The 15,815-nt window shown below is 43.7% G+C and carries 17 protein-coding genes; 7 read left to right on the top strand and 10 right to left on the bottom strand.

All coding sequences use genetic code 11. The annotated features are described in order from the left end of the window. Positions 1–119 precede the first annotated feature (119 nt). The 3 genes from NI389_RS06980 to NI389_RS06970 all read right to left on the bottom strand — a co-directional run bounded on the left by NI389_RS06980 (position 120) and on the right by NI389_RS06970 (position 2,966). The gene (locus NI389_RS06980; protein ID WP_308362167.1) at positions 120–1,751 is read right to left on the bottom strand and encodes a methyl-accepting chemotaxis protein; all 1,632 of its coding nucleotides are present in this window, start codon (positions 1,749–1,751) and stop codon (positions 120–122) included. Positions 1,752–1,886: 135 nt separating this feature from the next. Beyond that, complete coding sequence (rsuA, locus tag NI389_RS06975) at positions 1,887–2,588, bottom strand: 16S rRNA pseudouridine(516) synthase RsuA (protein ID WP_308362166.1); 702 nt, start codon at positions 2,586–2,588, stop codon at positions 1,887–1,889. Between the two features lie 48 nt (positions 2,589–2,636). After that, complete coding sequence (locus tag NI389_RS06970; protein WP_308362165.1) at positions 2,637–2,966, bottom strand: 5-carboxymethyl-2-hydroxymuconate Delta-isomerase; 330 nt, start codon at positions 2,964–2,966, stop codon at positions 2,637–2,639. 68 nt (positions 2,967–3,034) lie between these two features. On the opposite strand from NI389_RS06970, the gene NI389_RS06965 reads away from it, so the two are divergent. From NI389_RS06965 to NI389_RS06940, 6 genes are all read left to right on the top strand, one after another. Beyond that, positions 3,035–3,523: a CreA family protein gene (locus tag NI389_RS06965; RefSeq protein WP_308362164.1), complete on the top strand. Its 489-nt coding sequence runs from the start codon at positions 3,035–3,037 to the stop codon at positions 3,521–3,523. Next, a complete protein-coding gene (locus NI389_RS06960; protein ID WP_372588626.1) occupies positions 3,523–4,317 on the top strand; it encodes a hypothetical protein in 795 nt (264 codons plus the stop codon). Before NI389_RS06965 ends, NI389_RS06960 begins: the two co-directional genes overlap by 1 nt. Then, positions 4,310–4,936 (top strand): LysE family translocator, encoded by a 627-nt coding sequence (locus NI389_RS06955; protein WP_308362162.1) that lies wholly within the window; start codon positions 4,310–4,312, stop codon positions 4,934–4,936. Before NI389_RS06960 ends, NI389_RS06955 begins: the two co-directional genes overlap by 8 nt. Before the next feature lies 1 nt (position 4,937). Further along, the gene (locus NI389_RS06950; RefSeq protein WP_308362161.1) at positions 4,938–5,447 is read left to right on the top strand and encodes a gamma-glutamylcyclotransferase family protein; all 510 of its coding nucleotides are present in this window, start codon (positions 4,938–4,940) and stop codon (positions 5,445–5,447) included. Positions 5,448–5,512: 65 nt separating this feature from the next. After that, a complete protein-coding gene (locus tag NI389_RS06945) occupies positions 5,513–7,027 on the top strand; it encodes a serine hydrolase (protein ID WP_308362522.1) in 1,515 nt (504 codons plus the stop codon). 98 nt (positions 7,028–7,125) lie between these two features. Next, on the top strand, positions 7,126–8,046 hold the full coding sequence (locus NI389_RS06940; RefSeq protein ID WP_308362160.1) for a histone deacetylase family protein: 921 nt from the start codon (positions 7,126–7,128) through the stop codon (positions 8,044–8,046). A gap of 33 nt (positions 8,047–8,079) precedes the next feature. Here the strand turns inward: NI389_RS06940 and NI389_RS06935 are convergent, their stop codons facing one another. Next, entirely contained in the window at positions 8,080–8,379 is a 300-nt protein-coding gene (locus NI389_RS06935) for a DUF4144 family protein (protein ID WP_308362159.1), read from the bottom strand. A 75-nt stretch (positions 8,380–8,454) separates the two neighbouring features. Here NI389_RS06935 and NI389_RS06930 point away from each other — a divergent pair, with 75 nt between their 5' ends. Further along, entirely contained in the window at positions 8,455–10,974 is a 2,520-nt protein-coding gene (locus tag NI389_RS06930; RefSeq protein WP_308362158.1) for an EAL domain-containing protein, read from the top strand. Here NI389_RS06930 and NI389_RS06925 read toward each other — a convergent pair. From NI389_RS06925 to pcnB, 6 genes are all read right to left on the bottom strand, one after another. Further along, positions 10,947–11,762, bottom strand: a complete 816-nt coding sequence (locus NI389_RS06925) for a DUF2797 domain-containing protein (protein WP_308362157.1) — start codon at positions 11,760–11,762, stop codon at positions 10,947–10,949. The genes NI389_RS06930 and NI389_RS06925 overlap by 28 nt on opposite strands. Positions 11,763–11,934: 172 nt before the next feature. After that, entirely contained in the window at positions 11,935–12,177 is a 243-nt protein-coding gene (locus NI389_RS06920) for a hypothetical protein (protein ID WP_308362156.1), read from the bottom strand. A gap of 53 nt (positions 12,178–12,230) precedes the next feature. After that, positions 12,231–13,079 (bottom strand): pantoate--beta-alanine ligase, encoded by an 849-nt coding sequence (gene panC / locus NI389_RS06915; RefSeq protein ID WP_308362155.1) that lies wholly within the window; start codon positions 13,077–13,079, stop codon positions 12,231–12,233. Next, positions 13,079–13,873 carry a 3-methyl-2-oxobutanoate hydroxymethyltransferase gene (panB, locus tag NI389_RS06910; RefSeq protein ID WP_308362154.1) on the bottom strand — a complete coding sequence of 265 codons (795 nt, stop codon included), beginning with the start codon at positions 13,871–13,873 and terminating at the stop codon, positions 13,079–13,081. Before panB ends, panC begins: the two co-directional genes overlap by 1 nt. A gap of 26 nt (positions 13,874–13,899) precedes the next feature. Then, positions 13,900–14,385 carry a 2-amino-4-hydroxy-6-hydroxymethyldihydropteridine diphosphokinase gene (folK, locus tag NI389_RS06905; protein WP_308362153.1) on the bottom strand — a complete coding sequence of 162 codons (486 nt, stop codon included), beginning with the start codon at positions 14,383–14,385 and terminating at the stop codon, positions 13,900–13,902. Continuing rightward, entirely contained in the window at positions 14,382–15,740 is a 1,359-nt protein-coding gene (pcnB, locus tag NI389_RS06900) for a polynucleotide adenylyltransferase PcnB (RefSeq protein WP_372588625.1), read from the bottom strand. The genes folK and pcnB overlap by 4 nt, the downstream gene beginning before the upstream one ends. Positions 15,741–15,815: the final 75 nt, after the last annotated feature.

Raw genomic sequence — 15,815 nt, 5'->3', positions numbered from 1 at the left:
CGTTAAATAAAAGTAAATTAAAAATTAAGCTGAGATTAAGTTTAATTTCGCTATTTATCATTAGATATGGGAGGGTTTATTACCCATATCTTTGAAAAAACTAATGATTTATTCTTGAGTTAACATTCAAATTTGGTTGTTTCATATTCAAGTTGGTGTGTTAAATTTTTAATACTGTCAGTTGCCGTATGGGCTTGCTGCGAGACTCGAGCCGTCTGGGAGGCTGTATCTGAAATAGTCACCACCCGTCTTGCGGTGTCTTCGCCTGCATCAAGCTGTTCTTTTGCGGCAATGGCGATTTGATGACTCATCTGAGAGATGGCACTCAATGACTGTGCAACTTTGCGGAGTTCTTCACTGGCCTTTTTCGACATCGACACGGTTTTTTCGCTCGTACTAATACTTGTTGTGACGGATGTTTTTGCTTCTTGAGTCGCAGATTGCAATTTACCTATCATAGTACGGATTTCTTCTGTACTGGTTTGGGTACGCTGCGCAAGTTGCCTTACTTCGTCGGCGACCACCGCAAAACCACGTCCTTGTTCACCCGCCCTCGCAGCTTCAATGGCCGCATTGAGTGCAAGTAAATTCGTTTGTTCAGCAATGCTTTGAATAACACTGAGTACATTTGCAATGTTGTTTACTTCAGAATCCAATACTTGGATGTTATTACCAGCGCTGTCAATTTGTCGCTCAAGTAATGCGATTGCATTCGACGCTTCGGTTGTTAGCTTGTCCGCATTTTGACCTTGGCTTTCGGCCGCTTGAACCGAATAGGCCGCTTGTTCGGCGTGTTCAACGACCGTTTGTGCCGACGCAGTAAGTTCGGTAATAGCAGAAGCAACCATTTGCGTTTCATCACTTAAGCTACGAGTTAAGTGCTCAAGTTCAGTTGAGCGAGATTCGCCATCATGACTCTGTACTTGCAAGGTATTGCTTGCTGATTTGATCCCTTCTACAACTCCTCTCAGACCTTTTTGCATGTACTGCATCGCAGCAATAATACTGTCATCGCGGGCTTTAGAAGCGTCAATAGGAGAGCGCAGATTGCCTCGAGAAATTTGCTTAACAATAGTGAGTACTTGATCAAGCTCACCACCTAATTTATTGGTGATCCCAAGACCAAATCGCGCAAGTACAAATGTCATCGCCACTGCTATAACAAGAGATAGGCCAAGCAGCCAACTTGCCGTATTCCAGTAACGCTCATCGACTTCTTTGTAGCTTATACCAGTGCCAATATACCAACCAAATACCGGCGTTTTCTGCACTACAGAGGTAAGATCGACAACTTCGCCATTGCGTTCAGAATTCCAATGGTAAGTGATAATTTGATCCGTTCGATTGCCCACTAAGGTTTTCACCATTTGGCCGATGCTGTTACCACTTGCATCTTTAAAATCATTGAAGCTTGTACCGTGCAACTGCGGATCGTGTGGCGTCGCCAAAAAGTTCATTTTTTCATCTACAGCATAGACATACTCTGAATCTTTGTACTTGTTTTCACGAAGAATTTGAGTCGCAAATTGCTTTGCTTGTTGTTCTGATAGTTGTCCAGATTGGACGAGTTTTTCGAATTGCTCTACCACATTAACAGTGCTTTTCATCAACTGGTTAATACGTTCAATATTGTCTGATTCACTCGCCACACGGAGTGATTGAAGACCAAAAACGGCAACCAGTAACAATGATAAGAAAATTGCTGCAGCGAAAATTACTATTTTTATTCTTAAAGAGAGTCCCGACAGCACAATACGCCCCTTTTAAATGATGCCCAATTACTATCTATCACGAAATCCGTATAGATGTAACTAAGTTATAGATCAAAGAGGCGTATTTTGAGGTGATTTTTACTCAAGTTTGTGCTTAATATCGGCACGATTGCATTAATAATGCAATATTTCGTTTTCAGAGAGTAGGCGGTACTGGCCTTCTTCCAACTGTTCATCAAGTAAAATAGAACCTATTTTTTCTCGATGGAGCTCTACAACTTTATTTTCCACGGCAGCGAGCATCCGCTTAACTTGGTGGTACTTACCTTCGGAAATCGATAGACGTAACTGATAGCTGGCTAACTTTTCGACTATTGCAGGTCTAGTTAATTCACGTTCACCGTGTAATTGTACGCCATCACGCAACTGCTGTATTGCTTCATCTGAAATAGGGTCTCGCGTTTCAACTAGGTAAGTTTTAAATTTTTCATGTTTAGGAGAGGTTATCTTGTGTGACCAATCACCATCATTGGTAATTAAAACAAGACCTGTAGTATCAATGTCGAGTCTGCCTGCAACATGAAAATCTTTTAAGTTTGGTTCGTCGAGCAAATCAAAGACCGTTGGGTGCATTTCATCGCTGTTCGCGCAAACGTATCCCTTCGGTTTGTGGAGCATAAAATAGCGTTTGCCGAGATAAACGAGTTGTTGATCTTTCCAAAGCACTTCGTCACTTGGAGATATACTGACATCGAATTTAGACACGACTTCACCGTTGACTTTTGCATATCCGCGTTTTATGCCACCGCGCACTTTCGTACGTGGCGATTCGATTAAATGACTGACAAATTTGTCCAAGCGACAAGGAAATTTCATTAGTTTTTCTCAATTACAAAAAAGATAAAAAATTCCAAAATATTGGAATTATTGTTTTCGGTAGATCTCAGGCAACAAATCATAGACGTGAACACTTAAGCTATAACTCGTGTCACAATAAGTTGCAATGCAATCTAAAAGCGCTTCACTCAGCTTTTGCTTTTGCTCGGTGCTTCTACCTGCCATTATGTGTGCTTGGATGTGAATAAAACCTTCAATATTCTGAGCAAGTGCATAATGTTGGAAGCTCGCTGCACGGGTTTTAACCGTTGTTGGGTCAAAAAGGTCTGTGGCAATCGCGGCTTTATGTACACGCTCGACTAATACTTGTGGCAATATAGGTAGATGCTCTGAGTGCTCTATGATGATATGAGGCATAACGGAAGACACGTCGTAAATTTGCGACAAGTTTAGCAAGCTTATGGCTGATGCAAAAGGAATCTAGAATGAGAATTTTTGAAAAACAGATGAAATCCACATTTATAGTGGGTGCGCTCGTTTTATTAAGTGGGTGCAGCGACGATGCCGCGAAAGTCAGTCTTGGTTTGTTTACAACGAAAGACGTCATCGTAAGTGGTTGGACAGACCCCAAAGTAACAGGAGTGACTTGTCACGTCAGTCATATTGAAGCCAATTTGGATTTTGCGGACCCGTCCGACATGTCGATTGCGTGTCGTCAAACGGGACCGATAACGGCCGAGCAAATGAGCCAAGTCAAACTTGGTAACTCGGGTGAAGTGGTATTTAGTACGTCGAAAAGTGTGCTGTTTAAGTCGCTTAAAGTGCGTCGTGTATATGACCCTGAGAGCAAAACACTGTTGTACATTTCGTACTCAACCAAAGAAACGTCAGGAAGTCATCATCATGCGCTTTCAACGGTGCCATTGTTTGGCACAGACGCGTGGGATTGGGCCTCAAGTCAGGTTAAAAAATGATACTCGATTTATTCGCAAAAAAATCGCTCATTGATGACGATGAATTGGCGTTTATTGCCGACACCTTTGTATGGGCGGCGACTCATCTAGACGGTGAATATTTTTTACACGAGACTCAAATTATTACGCCATCAGGCCAATTTTTTCCTGAGCAAGTCAGTAGTGTCGAAGAAATGGCAAAAACCGTATTTAAACGTGTGGTCGGTTATGCTGGATTGTCTCATTGGCCGCTCACGCTAGTATCTCCAGCAGATGCTCGAGCGCAAACCTTGCCGAGATTGCAGATCGCAAATCGAATACGAGGGAGTCGCAGTGAGGTTTATGCTGAAAATGGCGCTTTGATTCCATTTTCATTTAACCCTCAACAAATTAATCAACCTGAAGACTTAGTCGCAAGTTATGCTGTTGGCATAGCCCATTTGTTAGTTGCGGCAGTGAATCAGCAACAAGGCATCCTACCGCCAGGTGGGTCAGAAAAATTACCGCAAGCCTGTGATGTCATCGCTGTATTTTTAGGCTTTGGCGTCATGTTAAGTAATACGGCCTACCAATTTAAGGGCGGGTGTGGCTCTTGTTATAATCCATACGCAAATAGGCAAGCGGCGTTAACGGAAGCCCAAACGGTATTTGCGCATGCATTGGTCTCTCATTTTAAGCCGGAGCAACGTTCAAGTGCCTATCTAAAACCGCACTTACGAGGGCAATATAAGAAAGCCAAATCGCAGCTCAAACGTTATCTGAAAACCTCGTCTCAACCTTTATTGCTTGCTATGGAGTCAAAGCAACATGCTTAGTTATTTAGATGAATTTATTTTGATCGTCATCGCTCACTTTTTTGCAGTGGCAAGTCCAGGTCCTGACTTTGCAATTGTACTAAAACAAAGTGTACAGCATGGTCGCAGTAACGCACTTTGGACGAGTGCAGGCATTGCTCTGGGTATTTTTGTCCACGTTGCATACTGTCTGCTAGGCGTTGCAGTGGTATTGAGCCAATCAGAAAGCTTATTCAACGCGTTAAAATATTTAGCGGGCGCGTATTTGCTTTACATCGGTATTCAAGCCTTGCGAGCAAAAGCAGCAACAGGGCCGCTGGAGGAAATAAAACACGATGATAAGCAGGAATCCGCATTTATTGCGTTACGTCGTGGTTTTCTAGTGAATGTGCTCAACCCAAAAGCCACGCTCTTTTTCTTGTCTTTGTTTACTTTGGTGATTAGTGCGGATACTCCCTCGTCTATTCAAGCGATTTATGGTTTTTACATGGCCATTGCAACATGGGCGTGGTTTTCGGGGTTATCAATGGTGTTGAGTAAGCCTAATGTTAGGCAATTCTTCCATCGAGCTGGTCACTGGTTTGATCGAGGCATTGGTGTGATACTGGTGGGTTTAGCGATTCGTGTAGTAGCCCAATAAGATGGAAAAGCGCTATCTGAATTTCGCTTTTGGCTCGAACATGGCCAGAGCTCGGCTATTTTCTCGTTTGCCGGATGCCAAACGTGTTTCGACTGCTAAATTAGACAATTGGAAGCTGACATTTCGTATGCTTGCTGTCGATGGTTCAACCAAATGCGATATTGAACGATCAAGTGGCGATCGGGTCTTTGGTGTCGTGTATGCATTAAGTGAATCAGAAAAGCGACAGCTTGATGCGATTGAAGGTGACCGATACGAATGTGTAGAAGTCTGCGTTTCAACGCAAGATGGCCAACATCTAAACGCATTTGCCTATGTTGCGAATACACATAATGATAAGTTGAAACCTTATTCATGGTATTTAAACCATGTAGTACAAGGTGCTTATGAGGCTCAAGTCCCTGACTCTTATATGGCGATGTTAAAACAAACTCCTGTTCAAGAAGACCAAGACGAACTACGAGCAAAAAAAGAATGGTCAGTTTACGAGATGAATGAGCAGGGAAAGTAGTAAGGTAAAACATGAAAATTGGCACTCAGTCACTCAGTCGAATTGCGTTAGGCGCATGTCTCGCGATGTCGAGTTTAAGTACGTCTTGGAACGTGCACGCTGCCGTCAACGTAGGTGATGTAGACGTCGCCGTTAAAGCCGCAATGAAAGCGTTCAATATTCCAGGTATCGCAATTGGTGTGGTTGAAAATGGCAAAGTGGTTTTGGCAAAAGGCTATGGTGTTACGCATCTTGAGACGCAAGCGCCAGTTAATGAAAATACGTTGTTTGGTATAGCCTCTAACTCAAAAGCGTTTACTGCAACTGCTTTAGCGATGTTAGTGGATGAAGGTAAATTGAATTGGGACGATAAAGTCATTCAACATTTGCCTGAGTTTCAGCTCGCCGATCCCTATGTAACCCGTGAAATGACAATTCGAGATCTACTAAGTCACCGCAGTGGATTAGGTCTTGGCGCGGGCGACTTAATGATTTGGCCTGATACAAACAAGTCAATGAAAGAGATTTTGACGGGCCTTAAATATCTAAAACCCGTTTCAAGTTTTAGAACGCAGTACGCGTACAACAATTTGATGTTTGTAACAGCCGGGGAAGTGGTCGCTCGCGTATCAGGAAAGTCTTGGGCAGAGTTTATTGAAACGCGCATATTGGCTCCGCTCAAAATGAATAATTCCCATGCCGGGTTTTCAAGGATCCCAAAAACTAATAAAAACTTCGCCACAGGTCACATTCCTTATAAAGGCAAATTACACCCATTTTTTGTCGATTATCTTGAAGACTTTCAAGGAGCAGGGGCGATTGCATCGAGTGCCAAAGACATGAGTCAGTGGTTACTTTCACAACTTTCACATGGTGTTACGCCGAGTGGTGAACGAATTTTCACTGAAGAGCAACAAAATCAGTTATGGCAGCCTCACATCATGCGTACGGTGAGTCAAAGTGACTTTGAAAGTACGCAGCGGCATTTTGTTGGGTATGGCCTTGGGTTTGCGATGGAAGATTACTTTGGCGTGAAAAAGTTAGGCCACGGTGGTGGGATTTTAGGGATGGTCTCGCACGTTGCAATCATTCCTGAGAAACAGCTTGGCGTTGTTATCTTGAGCAATCAACAGGCGTATCCCGCACTCACGGCGATAGCGAATGAAGTCTTTGAAGATGCACTTAAACTCGAAGACAGAGACTGGGTTAGTGAGCTTAGTACTCGCTATAAGGAGAAAAAACAAAAAGCCTATACAGCACTGTTGCCTAAACCTATCGAAGTTACTCAAGCCAGTCTCCCAACTGAGTTCTATACCGGTACTTTAAAGAGTGACTGGTATGGTGATGTGGTCATCGAAAAGTTGGGCAAAGCGCTGCGCATCGATTTTACCCATACAGCACTGCTAAAAGGAACGTTGCAGCATCGTTCCGGTCATACATTTCTTGTTAAATGGGATCAGCCTTTATTAGAAGCTGAAGCCTTTATTACGTTCGAGGTTGATGAAAACCAAAAGGTTATTGGTGCAAGCATGAAGTCAGTTAATAGCGATATTACTGATTTTAGCTTTGATTTTCACGACTTGGATTTAAAAGCAAAGTGACGTATTGATAGCGTTACTTCGTCAGCCAAAAGTAGCAAAGCGTTCATCGTAGCGCTTTGCTACACTGCACCTATTGCCACTGCCAAGGATTTGCCTTTATGCGCACCGCGATAATTACTCATCCTCTTTGCCGCCGACATAAAATGATCGCGGACCATCCAGAGTGCCCCGAACGTCTCGACGCAATATCAGACCGTATTTTGGCCTCAGGGTTGGATTTATCCTTGCTTCACAAAACAGCACCTAAATGTTCGATGGAAGACATAACTTCTGTTCACAGCAAAGCGATGGTCGAGCAGGTAATTAACTCAGTGCCGAGTGAAGGTCTCTCTTCACTCGATGGGGATACGTGGTTATGCCCAGACTCTTTCAAAGCTATTGAACGAGCCGTTGGAGCTGGCATTATGGCCGTTGATGGTGTGTTGGCGGGGGAGTTCGACGCGGCATTTTGCGCGGTAAGGCCTCCGGGTCACCATGCAAATCAAACCAGTTCTTCCGGGTTTTGCGTGTTTAATAACTTGGCGATTGCGGTAAAACACGCGCAACAGTTAGGAGTTAACCGCATTGCTATTTTAGACATCGATGTACACCACGGAAATGGGACGCAGGATATCTTTCATGATGATGAAAACGTTCTGTTTTGTTCATTGTTTCAATACCCATTCTACCCAAACACACCTATTGAAAATAATGGACATATCGTCAATTCACCGATGAAAATTAATAGTAATGGTGCGGATTTGAAGCAGGTTGTGAGCTGTGACTGGCTTCCAAAATTACGCGAGTTTCAGGCTGAGCTCATTTTTATCAGCGCAGGCTTTGATGCCCATCTAGAGGATGACATGGCAAGTCTTGCTTTTGTCGAGGCAGATTACGCGTGGTTTAGCGAGGAAATTGCAAAACTTGCTAAAGAAGCTCATTGCAAAGGGATCATTTCGTTTTTGGAAGGTGGGTATGAGCTGTCGAGTCTTGGGCGCAGCGTAGCCGCGCACTTACGCGCGTTGATTGACTGTGAGTAATCACGTCGTAACCCACGACATTAATCTGGATTGCTAGCGTGGTTGGCATAGCGCAAACGCTTCTTGAATGTTAGTCAGCATGATTTTCCCTACGCAGCAATGCCCCTCTTGTGCTAAGGATTGTTGCACTAAACATGTCAGTTCAGCCATCGACAACGCGGGTAAAGCATCTCCCTTTAGACTAAAGTTAAAACCGTCAGTAGTGATGATTCTGTGGTTATCTAATTCATTGTTTTTAATGTAAAAAACTTCATTTTCAAAGGTTTCTTGATCTTCAATGAGTTGTACTTCTTGACTCGAGATGAGCAAAAGTGGGTACGAATTTGTGCTCATAAATTGTTCTCAATCAAAGTATAAAGACTTAGCCCAAGTATACTCGATAAGATGTGTGATACGCGAGGGTTGCTAATGAAGTCAAGTGATACGAGACAACTAAAAATCAAGGACGTGCTATCTAATCAGTTATTAACATGTGATGTATCAACGCCGTTGATTGATGCAGTGCACATGATGCGTGGCAAGAATGTAAGCTCAATATTTGTCACAGATAATGACTTAATTGTGGGAATTTGGACGGAATCCGATTGTGTGCGTATTGATTTCGACGACCCCGATTTCGCATCTCGGCCAATTGCGTTAAACATGGCGTCACCGGTTCATTCAATCAACGTTGACAAAACGTTGAGTGAAGCGACGATTAAATTTCATCAACTGGGCATTCGGCATCTGTTGGTCGTTGATAAGTTTAATACGCCCTGCGGCGTGGTGTCTTTGTCAGATATTGTTCGTAATCAAGGGCTTGATCACTATTTGCATTTCAGGCCTATTGACGCTCATTTTGAAAAGAATGTTCGTATTCTTGATAGTGAGCAGTGTCTTTCTGATGCGATTCATTTGATGCGTGAAACCAAGATGACCGCCGTGCTTGTATACAATCAGCAGAAACAGGCCTACGGCATCATCACACAGCGTGATATTGCCTACATTATTCTCAATCCGGATTGGCGCAAACCCTGTTGGGAGATCTGTAGTTACCCTATGCTACACGTGACACCAAAAGACTCCCTGTTTGACGCATATCGTTTAATGACAACGAATGCAATTCGTCATCTTGTCGTGAAAGACCCTGAAACAAAACAGGTGCTAGGTCTGCTTGCACTGAAAAATGTATTGACCGAAATTGAAACGGCTTACTGCAGCGAACTGGAAAAAGTGTTAGTACAACGAGACCTTGCGTTGCAGAAATCGGAGAAAAACCTCTATCTTGCAAATCGAATCATTAATGCCTCTTTGGACGGCATCATGATTACGCGCAGCAATGGCGAAATTATTCAGATAAACCCTGCATTTAGCGCTCTTACGGGCTATCAAGATTATGAGGTACTAGGTAAAAAGCCGAATTTACTCAGTTCAGGTATTCACCCAGCGGAATACTATGAAGACATGTGGGGCGCTTTGCGAGAAAAAGGTGTTTGGCAAGGTGAAATCTGCAACCGTAAAAAATGCGGAGACATCTATGTCGAATGGCTGACTATTATCGAGATTAATGAACCTTACAGCGATGACGTACTGTATGCCGCGATTTTTAGTGATATTACGGAGCGCAAAAACGCGGAAGAAAAAATTGTCCGTTTAGCGTATTTTGACGAGTTAACTGGTCTACCCAATCGCAGATTGTTCAACGACCGACTTTCTATGGCGCTTGCTGCAGCGCATCGTGAGAAACAGAAGCTGGCGGTCATGTTCATTGATTTAGACCGATTTAAAGAAGTGAACGATACGCTAGGACACAGTGCTGGTGATGAGCTTCTGGTGCAAGTCAGCGAACGTATCAAGCGAATTTTACCGGAAGGAGACACGCTTGCTCGTTTGGGTGGTGATGAGTTTGTGGTACTGTTGACCGAAGTGAAAGCTATTGAACTCGTGGTCAATTTCGCAAATCAGATTTTGAGTGAATTAAGCAATCCTTTTAGTATCGCAGGTATGAATGTCGGCGCAACAGCCTCTCTTGGCGCGGCAATTTACCCTGAAGATGGCTTGGACAGTGAAGCGTTACTTAAACATGCTGACGTGGCCATGTACCGCTCAAAAGAAGTCGGCCGTAATTCTTTCCAACTCTATAAAGCCTCAATGAACGCTCGCTCTCTCGAACGGTTATCGATGTTGAGTCGATTTCAAAATGCGTTGGAATACGATGAATTTGAACTGCATTATCAGCCGTTAGAATGTTTGAGTAGCGGTCAGATTTTAAGTGTTGAAGCGTTGGTCCGTTGGCGCGACCCGAATCTTGGGATGATCTCCCCGGCACATTTCATTCCACTTGCAGAAGAATTAGGCTTAATTATCAAGCTAGATAATTGGGTAATCGACAAGGCCTGTAAGCAATTCAAAACATGGCGAGATGCAGGTACGAATATACATCGAATCGCCATCAATGTGTCTGCACAACACCTGTGTCAAGGCAATCTGGCTGAGACAGTTGCTCAGACCCTTGAGAAGTATGGGATTGATGGCCGGAATCTGGAAATTGAATTAACCGAAAGCAGTTTTGTGAGTAACTTCCATGAAGCAAAAGTGGCGTTAAAGCGCTTAAAAATGCTCGGGGTGAGTATTGCTTTGGATGATTTTGGTACGGGCTACTCGGCACTCAGTTACCTCACAAAATTACCTATCGACATTCTGAAGATTGATGCCAGTTTTATTGCAAAAATTCCAGATGAATATGGCAACAGTGAAATCGTGAGTGCGATTGTTGCGATGGCTAAAGCGCTCAATCTGCGTGTCGTTGCGGAAGGGGTGGAGAAAGTGGAACAAAAACAATTTCTACAAAAACTAGGCTGCCATACGAGCCAAGGGTACCTGTTCTGCAAGCCCCTTAGCGCCGACGATTGGGAACGATTTTATTCGCAGTGGAAAGCTACTTCATAAGAGGTAAATTTGCGAATATTAATCACGCCAGTATCAAAAATGAGGTACTGGCCTTTAATACCTTTTAGTATGCCGCTTGCAACTGGGTCTTTATCAAAGTTGAATGAAGTTAGTTTTTGTGCGCTTTCCAGCTTTGGATAATTTAAATCCACCACTTCTTCGTCAAGAATTTCGATGGCGCCCTCACCATATAACGCGTTTAATTCAGCAATCTTTGCCTCTATCTGTGGTAAAAGCTCAGCTGCAGCTTGTTTTAAATCCACATCATAGGTGATGTCTTTCAACATATTGCGCCAATTGGTTTTATCTGCAATAAATTCAGCTAAGGCAACTTCAACTAGGCCGGATTGTAAGCGAGTTTTCACTATCATGATAGGTAAAGCCTGAGTGGCACCTTGATCTATCCAGCGCGTTGGAATTTGCGTGTGGCGGGTTATCCCTACTTTTAGACCTGATGTGTTCGCGAGGTAAACGTAATGTGGGATCATGCAATTTTTCTCTCCCCATTCGGGCTCTCGACATGTACCTGCATCAAAATGACAAGTTTCAGGCTTCATAATGCACATGTCGCAACTGGCTAGTTTTTTCATGCAAACAAAACAGTGGCCCTGTGAGTAACTTTTCTTTGTTTTTTTCCCACAGCTACAGCAAAAGATATTTCCTGAAAACGTTAATGTAACGTGTTTTCCAATGTGTTCGTTTAATGAGATAAGCTCTTCACCAAGCGGAAGAAAATAGTGGATTGGTTTGGTGTGTTGCGCTTTGAGTTTACTCAGCGTGCCCTGCATGTTTTGCCCCTAAATACAGTGGTTTGCCAGCTCAATCGTACTGTTTCTTTGAGTCACAAAGAAACAGAGCGATTAAACTCGATTCATTGCTATCTAAGCAGCTAGTTCAGCCTAAATAGTATTAAGGAAAGCAGTCTAGCACATCCTGAGGCGAGGAGATGATAACTCGAGGCTAATTAGTGGTATTGAGTGCTTCTGCTTGCGCTTTACACGCATTGTATTCGTCAATACATTGATTGTTACATATCTGCTGCGTCAGAGTTGCATCGGTGCTTTGGCTTTGGCAGGATTGTTCACACTGATAATTCTGCTGTGCGCATTGTTTGAGTTCTGGGCTGATTTTGCTTTGGCAACCCATAAGTGGCAAAAGCATTAAACAGGACATTAGAGTAAAACGAGAATAACGTTCGCGCATGAGACATTCCTTTTTATAATAAGAAAAGGGTCGCAATCGACCCTTTTTTAACTCTATGCATTGACCTGTATGTTGTCAATGAGTCTGACTGCCCCTAAGTATGCCGCAACTAAGATGACAAAATGCTTATCATCAGAGGTCGCGTTTCTTAAAGTGTCACGCTCAGCGATACCAAAATAGTCAATTTTTAAGCCTTTGGCTTCAATCGCAGCTTTAGCTTGTTGCTCAAGTGTGTCGAAACGACGGTCACCAGCTTCTAAAGCCTGAGCTGTCTTTGTAAGTGTTTGATAAATAACACTAGCTGTCACTTTTTCCTCATCGCTCAAATAACCATTGCGAGAACTCATGGCGAGGCCGTTGTCTTCGCGTTTGGTGGCGACACCGACGATTTCGACAGGGATAGATAAGTCTTTGACCATGGAACGGATGACTGCGAGTTGCTGGAAATCTTTCTCGCCAAAACACGCGAAATCAGGCTGAACTAAATTGAAAAGTTTTGTAACTATGGTCGCGACGCCGATAAAATGGCCTGGACGTGAAGCACCACAAAAGCCTTGAGAAACCGTTGGAACGTCTACGGAAGTTTGCGCATTTAAACCATTAGGGTAAATGACATCAACCGTTGGCGTAAAAATCAAATCAGTATCAAGTTCGGCTAAGCCTTTTTGGTCTTCAACGAGGGTACGTGGATATTTGTCCAAATCTTCGTTTTGACCAAATTGCATCGGGTTGACGAAAATGCTCACAACCACTTTATCTGCAAGCGTTTTGGCTTTCTCGACTAATGAAAAGTGACCTCGATGAAGGTTACCCATCGTTGGCACAAACGCAATACTTAAACCTTGTTGGCGCCAAGCTTTTATTTGACTACGTAGCGATTTGATTTCACTAATTGTTTGCATTAATTAAACTCGTGTTCAGGGCCCGGAAATGCGCCCGATTTTACATCATTACAATACTTCTTAACGGCATCGACCATGTTGCCAGTCTCTGCTAGGAAGTTCTTTGAAAATTTAGGAATATAGCCAGCCGAAATACCCACTAAATCATGCATAACGAGAATTTGGCCATCAGTTTCTTTACCTGCACCAATACCGATCACAGGGATTGTTACTGCCTCGCTGATTTGTTTCGCCAGTGCTGAAGGAATGCATTCGAGAACTAACAGTTGTGCACCGGCGTCTTGCAGTGCTCTTGCATCGGCGATCATTTTTTGCGCTTTATCGGATTCTCTTCCTTGGATTTTAAAACCACCAAAAACATGAACGGACTGCGGCGTCAAACCCAAGTGACCACAAACAGGAATCCCTTGTTGAGTCAGTTGTTTTATGCTGTCGTAAAGCCATTCACCACCTTCCAATTTAACCATGTTGGCGCCAGCTCGCATTAACTCAGCAGCATTCTCGCATGCTTGCGTTGGATTTGCGTAACTCATAAACGGCATATCAGCCACCACAAATAAGGCTTTGCTGCCGGCACGAACACAACGTGTGTGATAGGCAATGTCTTTAGTCGTCACAGCAAGTGTGTCATCTCCACCTTGCAGTACCATACCAAGTGAGTCGCCGACCAAAACGATATCAACACCGTTATCAGCAAAGAGTTTTGCAAAGCTTGCATCGTAAGCCGTTAATGCGGTGATTTTATCACCAGCTTGCTTCATTTTTTGTAAAGTGGATACCGTAATTTTTGACACGACAATTTCTCCGTTGGCGCGCACCATTAGTATGCGAAGGGGACTAATCCATTCGCAGGAATGTGTTGTTTTAAATCGGCAATGCGAGTTCCACATGGCATGACCAATTCTGGTGCGATATCAAATAATGGGTAGATAACAAACTCTCTGACCTTCATACCATAATGAGGAACCGTTAAACGCGCCGTTTCCACTACTTCTTGGTTGAAGAGCAAGATATCGAGGTCGAGAGTCCGTGGACCCCAGCGTTCGTCTTTTCGTACTCGTCCGTAATCTAGCTCGATTTGTTGTAGCACGTCTAACGTGGCATCGGGCGTTAAAGCCGTTGTAAAAGCTGCAACCGCGTTTACATAATCAGGTTGATCTTGCGGACCCATAGGTTTAGAGGCATAAAAGGGAGATACAACAACATTACTTACCTCATTGTGAGCCTGCAATGCCGTGATAGCACCTCTTAATTGTGCAACCGGATCGTTCAAGTTCGCACCAAGTCCGATGTAAACTAGGTTCATGATGGATCCGGTTTCTTTCTTGGCTTACGACGTCGAGGACGACGAGGGCCTGAACGCTCATCGAGCGACTTAACCATGTCTTTTTGTCCGGTCACGTCTTTTTCTAAATAATTTGTCCACCAAGCCGCGAGCGATTGCAATTCAGTTTCACCGCTTTCAACTCGAAGAAGTAAAAAGTCGTAAGCCGCCCTAAATTTAGGTTGTAAGCTCAAGCGATAGGCACGTTGACCACCACGTTTATCCAAACGTAATTGCAGATGCCAAATATCACGTGCGCCAATGGTAAAACGTTTCGGCACCGCCACTTGTTTCGCGCTATCGGATAACACGGCGTTCATCGCGATATTATAAGCGTCATGTGCGAACATGCCGTCTTTCTCAACAAGAGCTTCTGCACGTTGACGAAGGGGAAGCCATAGAAGCGCGGCAAAGATAAATGCCGGCGTTACTTTTTTATCTGCGTTAATTCGAGCATCGGTATTTGCAAACATTTGCTGAATAAAGCGCTCTGCAAAGCCATCAGTCGATGCATTCAAGGCACGCTCTGTTGTTGGGAAGAGATACTTGAATAAGCCGAGTTCACGCAGCATTAGGAAGTTTTGCTCCGCTTTGCCATTTAGAAACAGCTTCAAGCACTCTTCGAATAATCGAGCTGCTGGAATATTTTCAAGAAGTGACGCCAACTGTGGAATTGGGTTCTTCGTCGCTGGAGCGATGCCCATATCAAGTTTCGTCGCAAAACGAACTGCACGCAACATACGTACGGGGTCTTCTCGGTAACGTGTTTCAGGGTCGCCAATAAGCTCTATTTGACGAGCTCGAATTGCAGCAAGGCCACCGGCATAATCGCGAATGCTGAAATCTTCAATGGAATAATATAGCGCATTGATTGAAAAATCACGACGCTCAGCGTCTTCTTCAATGGTTCCATAAACATTATCACGAAGTAATTGTCCATGTTCACTTGCTTGGCTGATGTTGTTGCTTTTTCCTTCATCACTGTGATGGCCGCGCATTGTCGCTACTTCGATAATTTCTTGACCGAAGACGATATGAGCAAGACGGAAACGGCGACCGATGAGTCTGCAGTTGCGGAAAATTCGTTTTATTTCTTCAGGCTTAGCATTCGTCACGACATCGAAATCTTTTGGCTCTAATCCAAGCAATATGTCACGAATACAACCGCCCACAAGATAGGCTTCAAACCCCGCATCTTTTAAACGGTACAGCACTTTGACCGCATTGGGACTAAATTGCTTGCGCGAAATACTATGCTCACTGCGAGGTACAATCACAGGTTCCGGCAATAAGGTCGCGGTAGCCGTGTGATCATCACTTTTGCTCGCAGGGCCAATTATTTGGCGGCAAATTTGGAATAGCTTGGAAATAATAACGATTCTCCTAACAAGTTTGCAGCTTGAAGTTTAGGC

The organism is Pseudoalteromonas xiamenensis (genome assembly GCF_030994125.1).
In the GTDB taxonomy this organism is placed as follows: Bacteria; Pseudomonadota; Gammaproteobacteria; order Enterobacterales; family Alteromonadaceae; genus Pseudoalteromonas; species Pseudoalteromonas xiamenensis_B.
This window is presented reverse-complemented; position numbering and strand designations above follow the sequence as displayed.

Bases quoted from the DNA above. Each gene is read 5' to 3' on its own strand.
- rsuA (WP_308362166.1), bottom strand. From the start codon at position 2,588: ATGAAATTTCCTTGTCGCTTGGACAAATTTGTCAGTCATTTAATCGAA.
- NI389_RS06970 (WP_308362165.1), bottom strand. From the start codon at position 2,966: ATGCCTCATATCATCATAGAGCACTCAGAGCATCTACCTATATTGCCA.
- NI389_RS06965 (WP_308362164.1), top strand. From the start codon at position 3,035: ATGAGAATTTTTGAAAAACAGATGAAATCCACATTTATAGTGGGTGCG.
- NI389_RS06955 (WP_308362162.1), top strand. From the start codon at position 4,310: ATGCTTAGTTATTTAGATGAATTTATTTTGATCGTCATCGCTCACTTT.
- NI389_RS06950 (WP_308362161.1), top strand. From the start codon at position 4,938: ATGGAAAAGCGCTATCTGAATTTCGCTTTTGGCTCGAACATGGCCAGA.
- NI389_RS06945 (WP_308362522.1), top strand. From the start codon at position 5,513: ATGTCGAGTTTAAGTACGTCTTGGAACGTGCACGCTGCCGTCAACGTA.
- NI389_RS06940 (WP_308362160.1), top strand. From the start codon at position 7,126: ATGCGCACCGCGATAATTACTCATCCTCTTTGCCGCCGACATAAAATG.
- NI389_RS06935 (WP_308362159.1), bottom strand. From the start codon at position 8,379: ATGAGCACAAATTCGTACCCACTTTTGCTCATCTCGAGTCAAGAAGTA.
- NI389_RS06930 (WP_308362158.1), top strand. From the start codon at position 8,455: ATGAAGTCAAGTGATACGAGACAACTAAAAATCAAGGACGTGCTATCT.
- NI389_RS06925 (WP_308362157.1), bottom strand. From the start codon at position 11,762: ATGCAGGGCACGCTGAGTAAACTCAAAGCGCAACACACCAAACCAATC.
- NI389_RS06920 (WP_308362156.1), bottom strand. From the start codon at position 12,177: ATGCGCGAACGTTATTCTCGTTTTACTCTAATGTCCTGTTTAATGCTT.
- panC (WP_308362155.1), bottom strand. From the start codon at position 13,079: ATGCAAACAATTAGTGAAATCAAATCGCTACGTAGTCAAATAAAAGCT.
- folK (WP_308362153.1), bottom strand. From the start codon at position 14,385: ATGAACCTAGTTTACATCGGACTTGGTGCGAACTTGAACGATCCGGTT.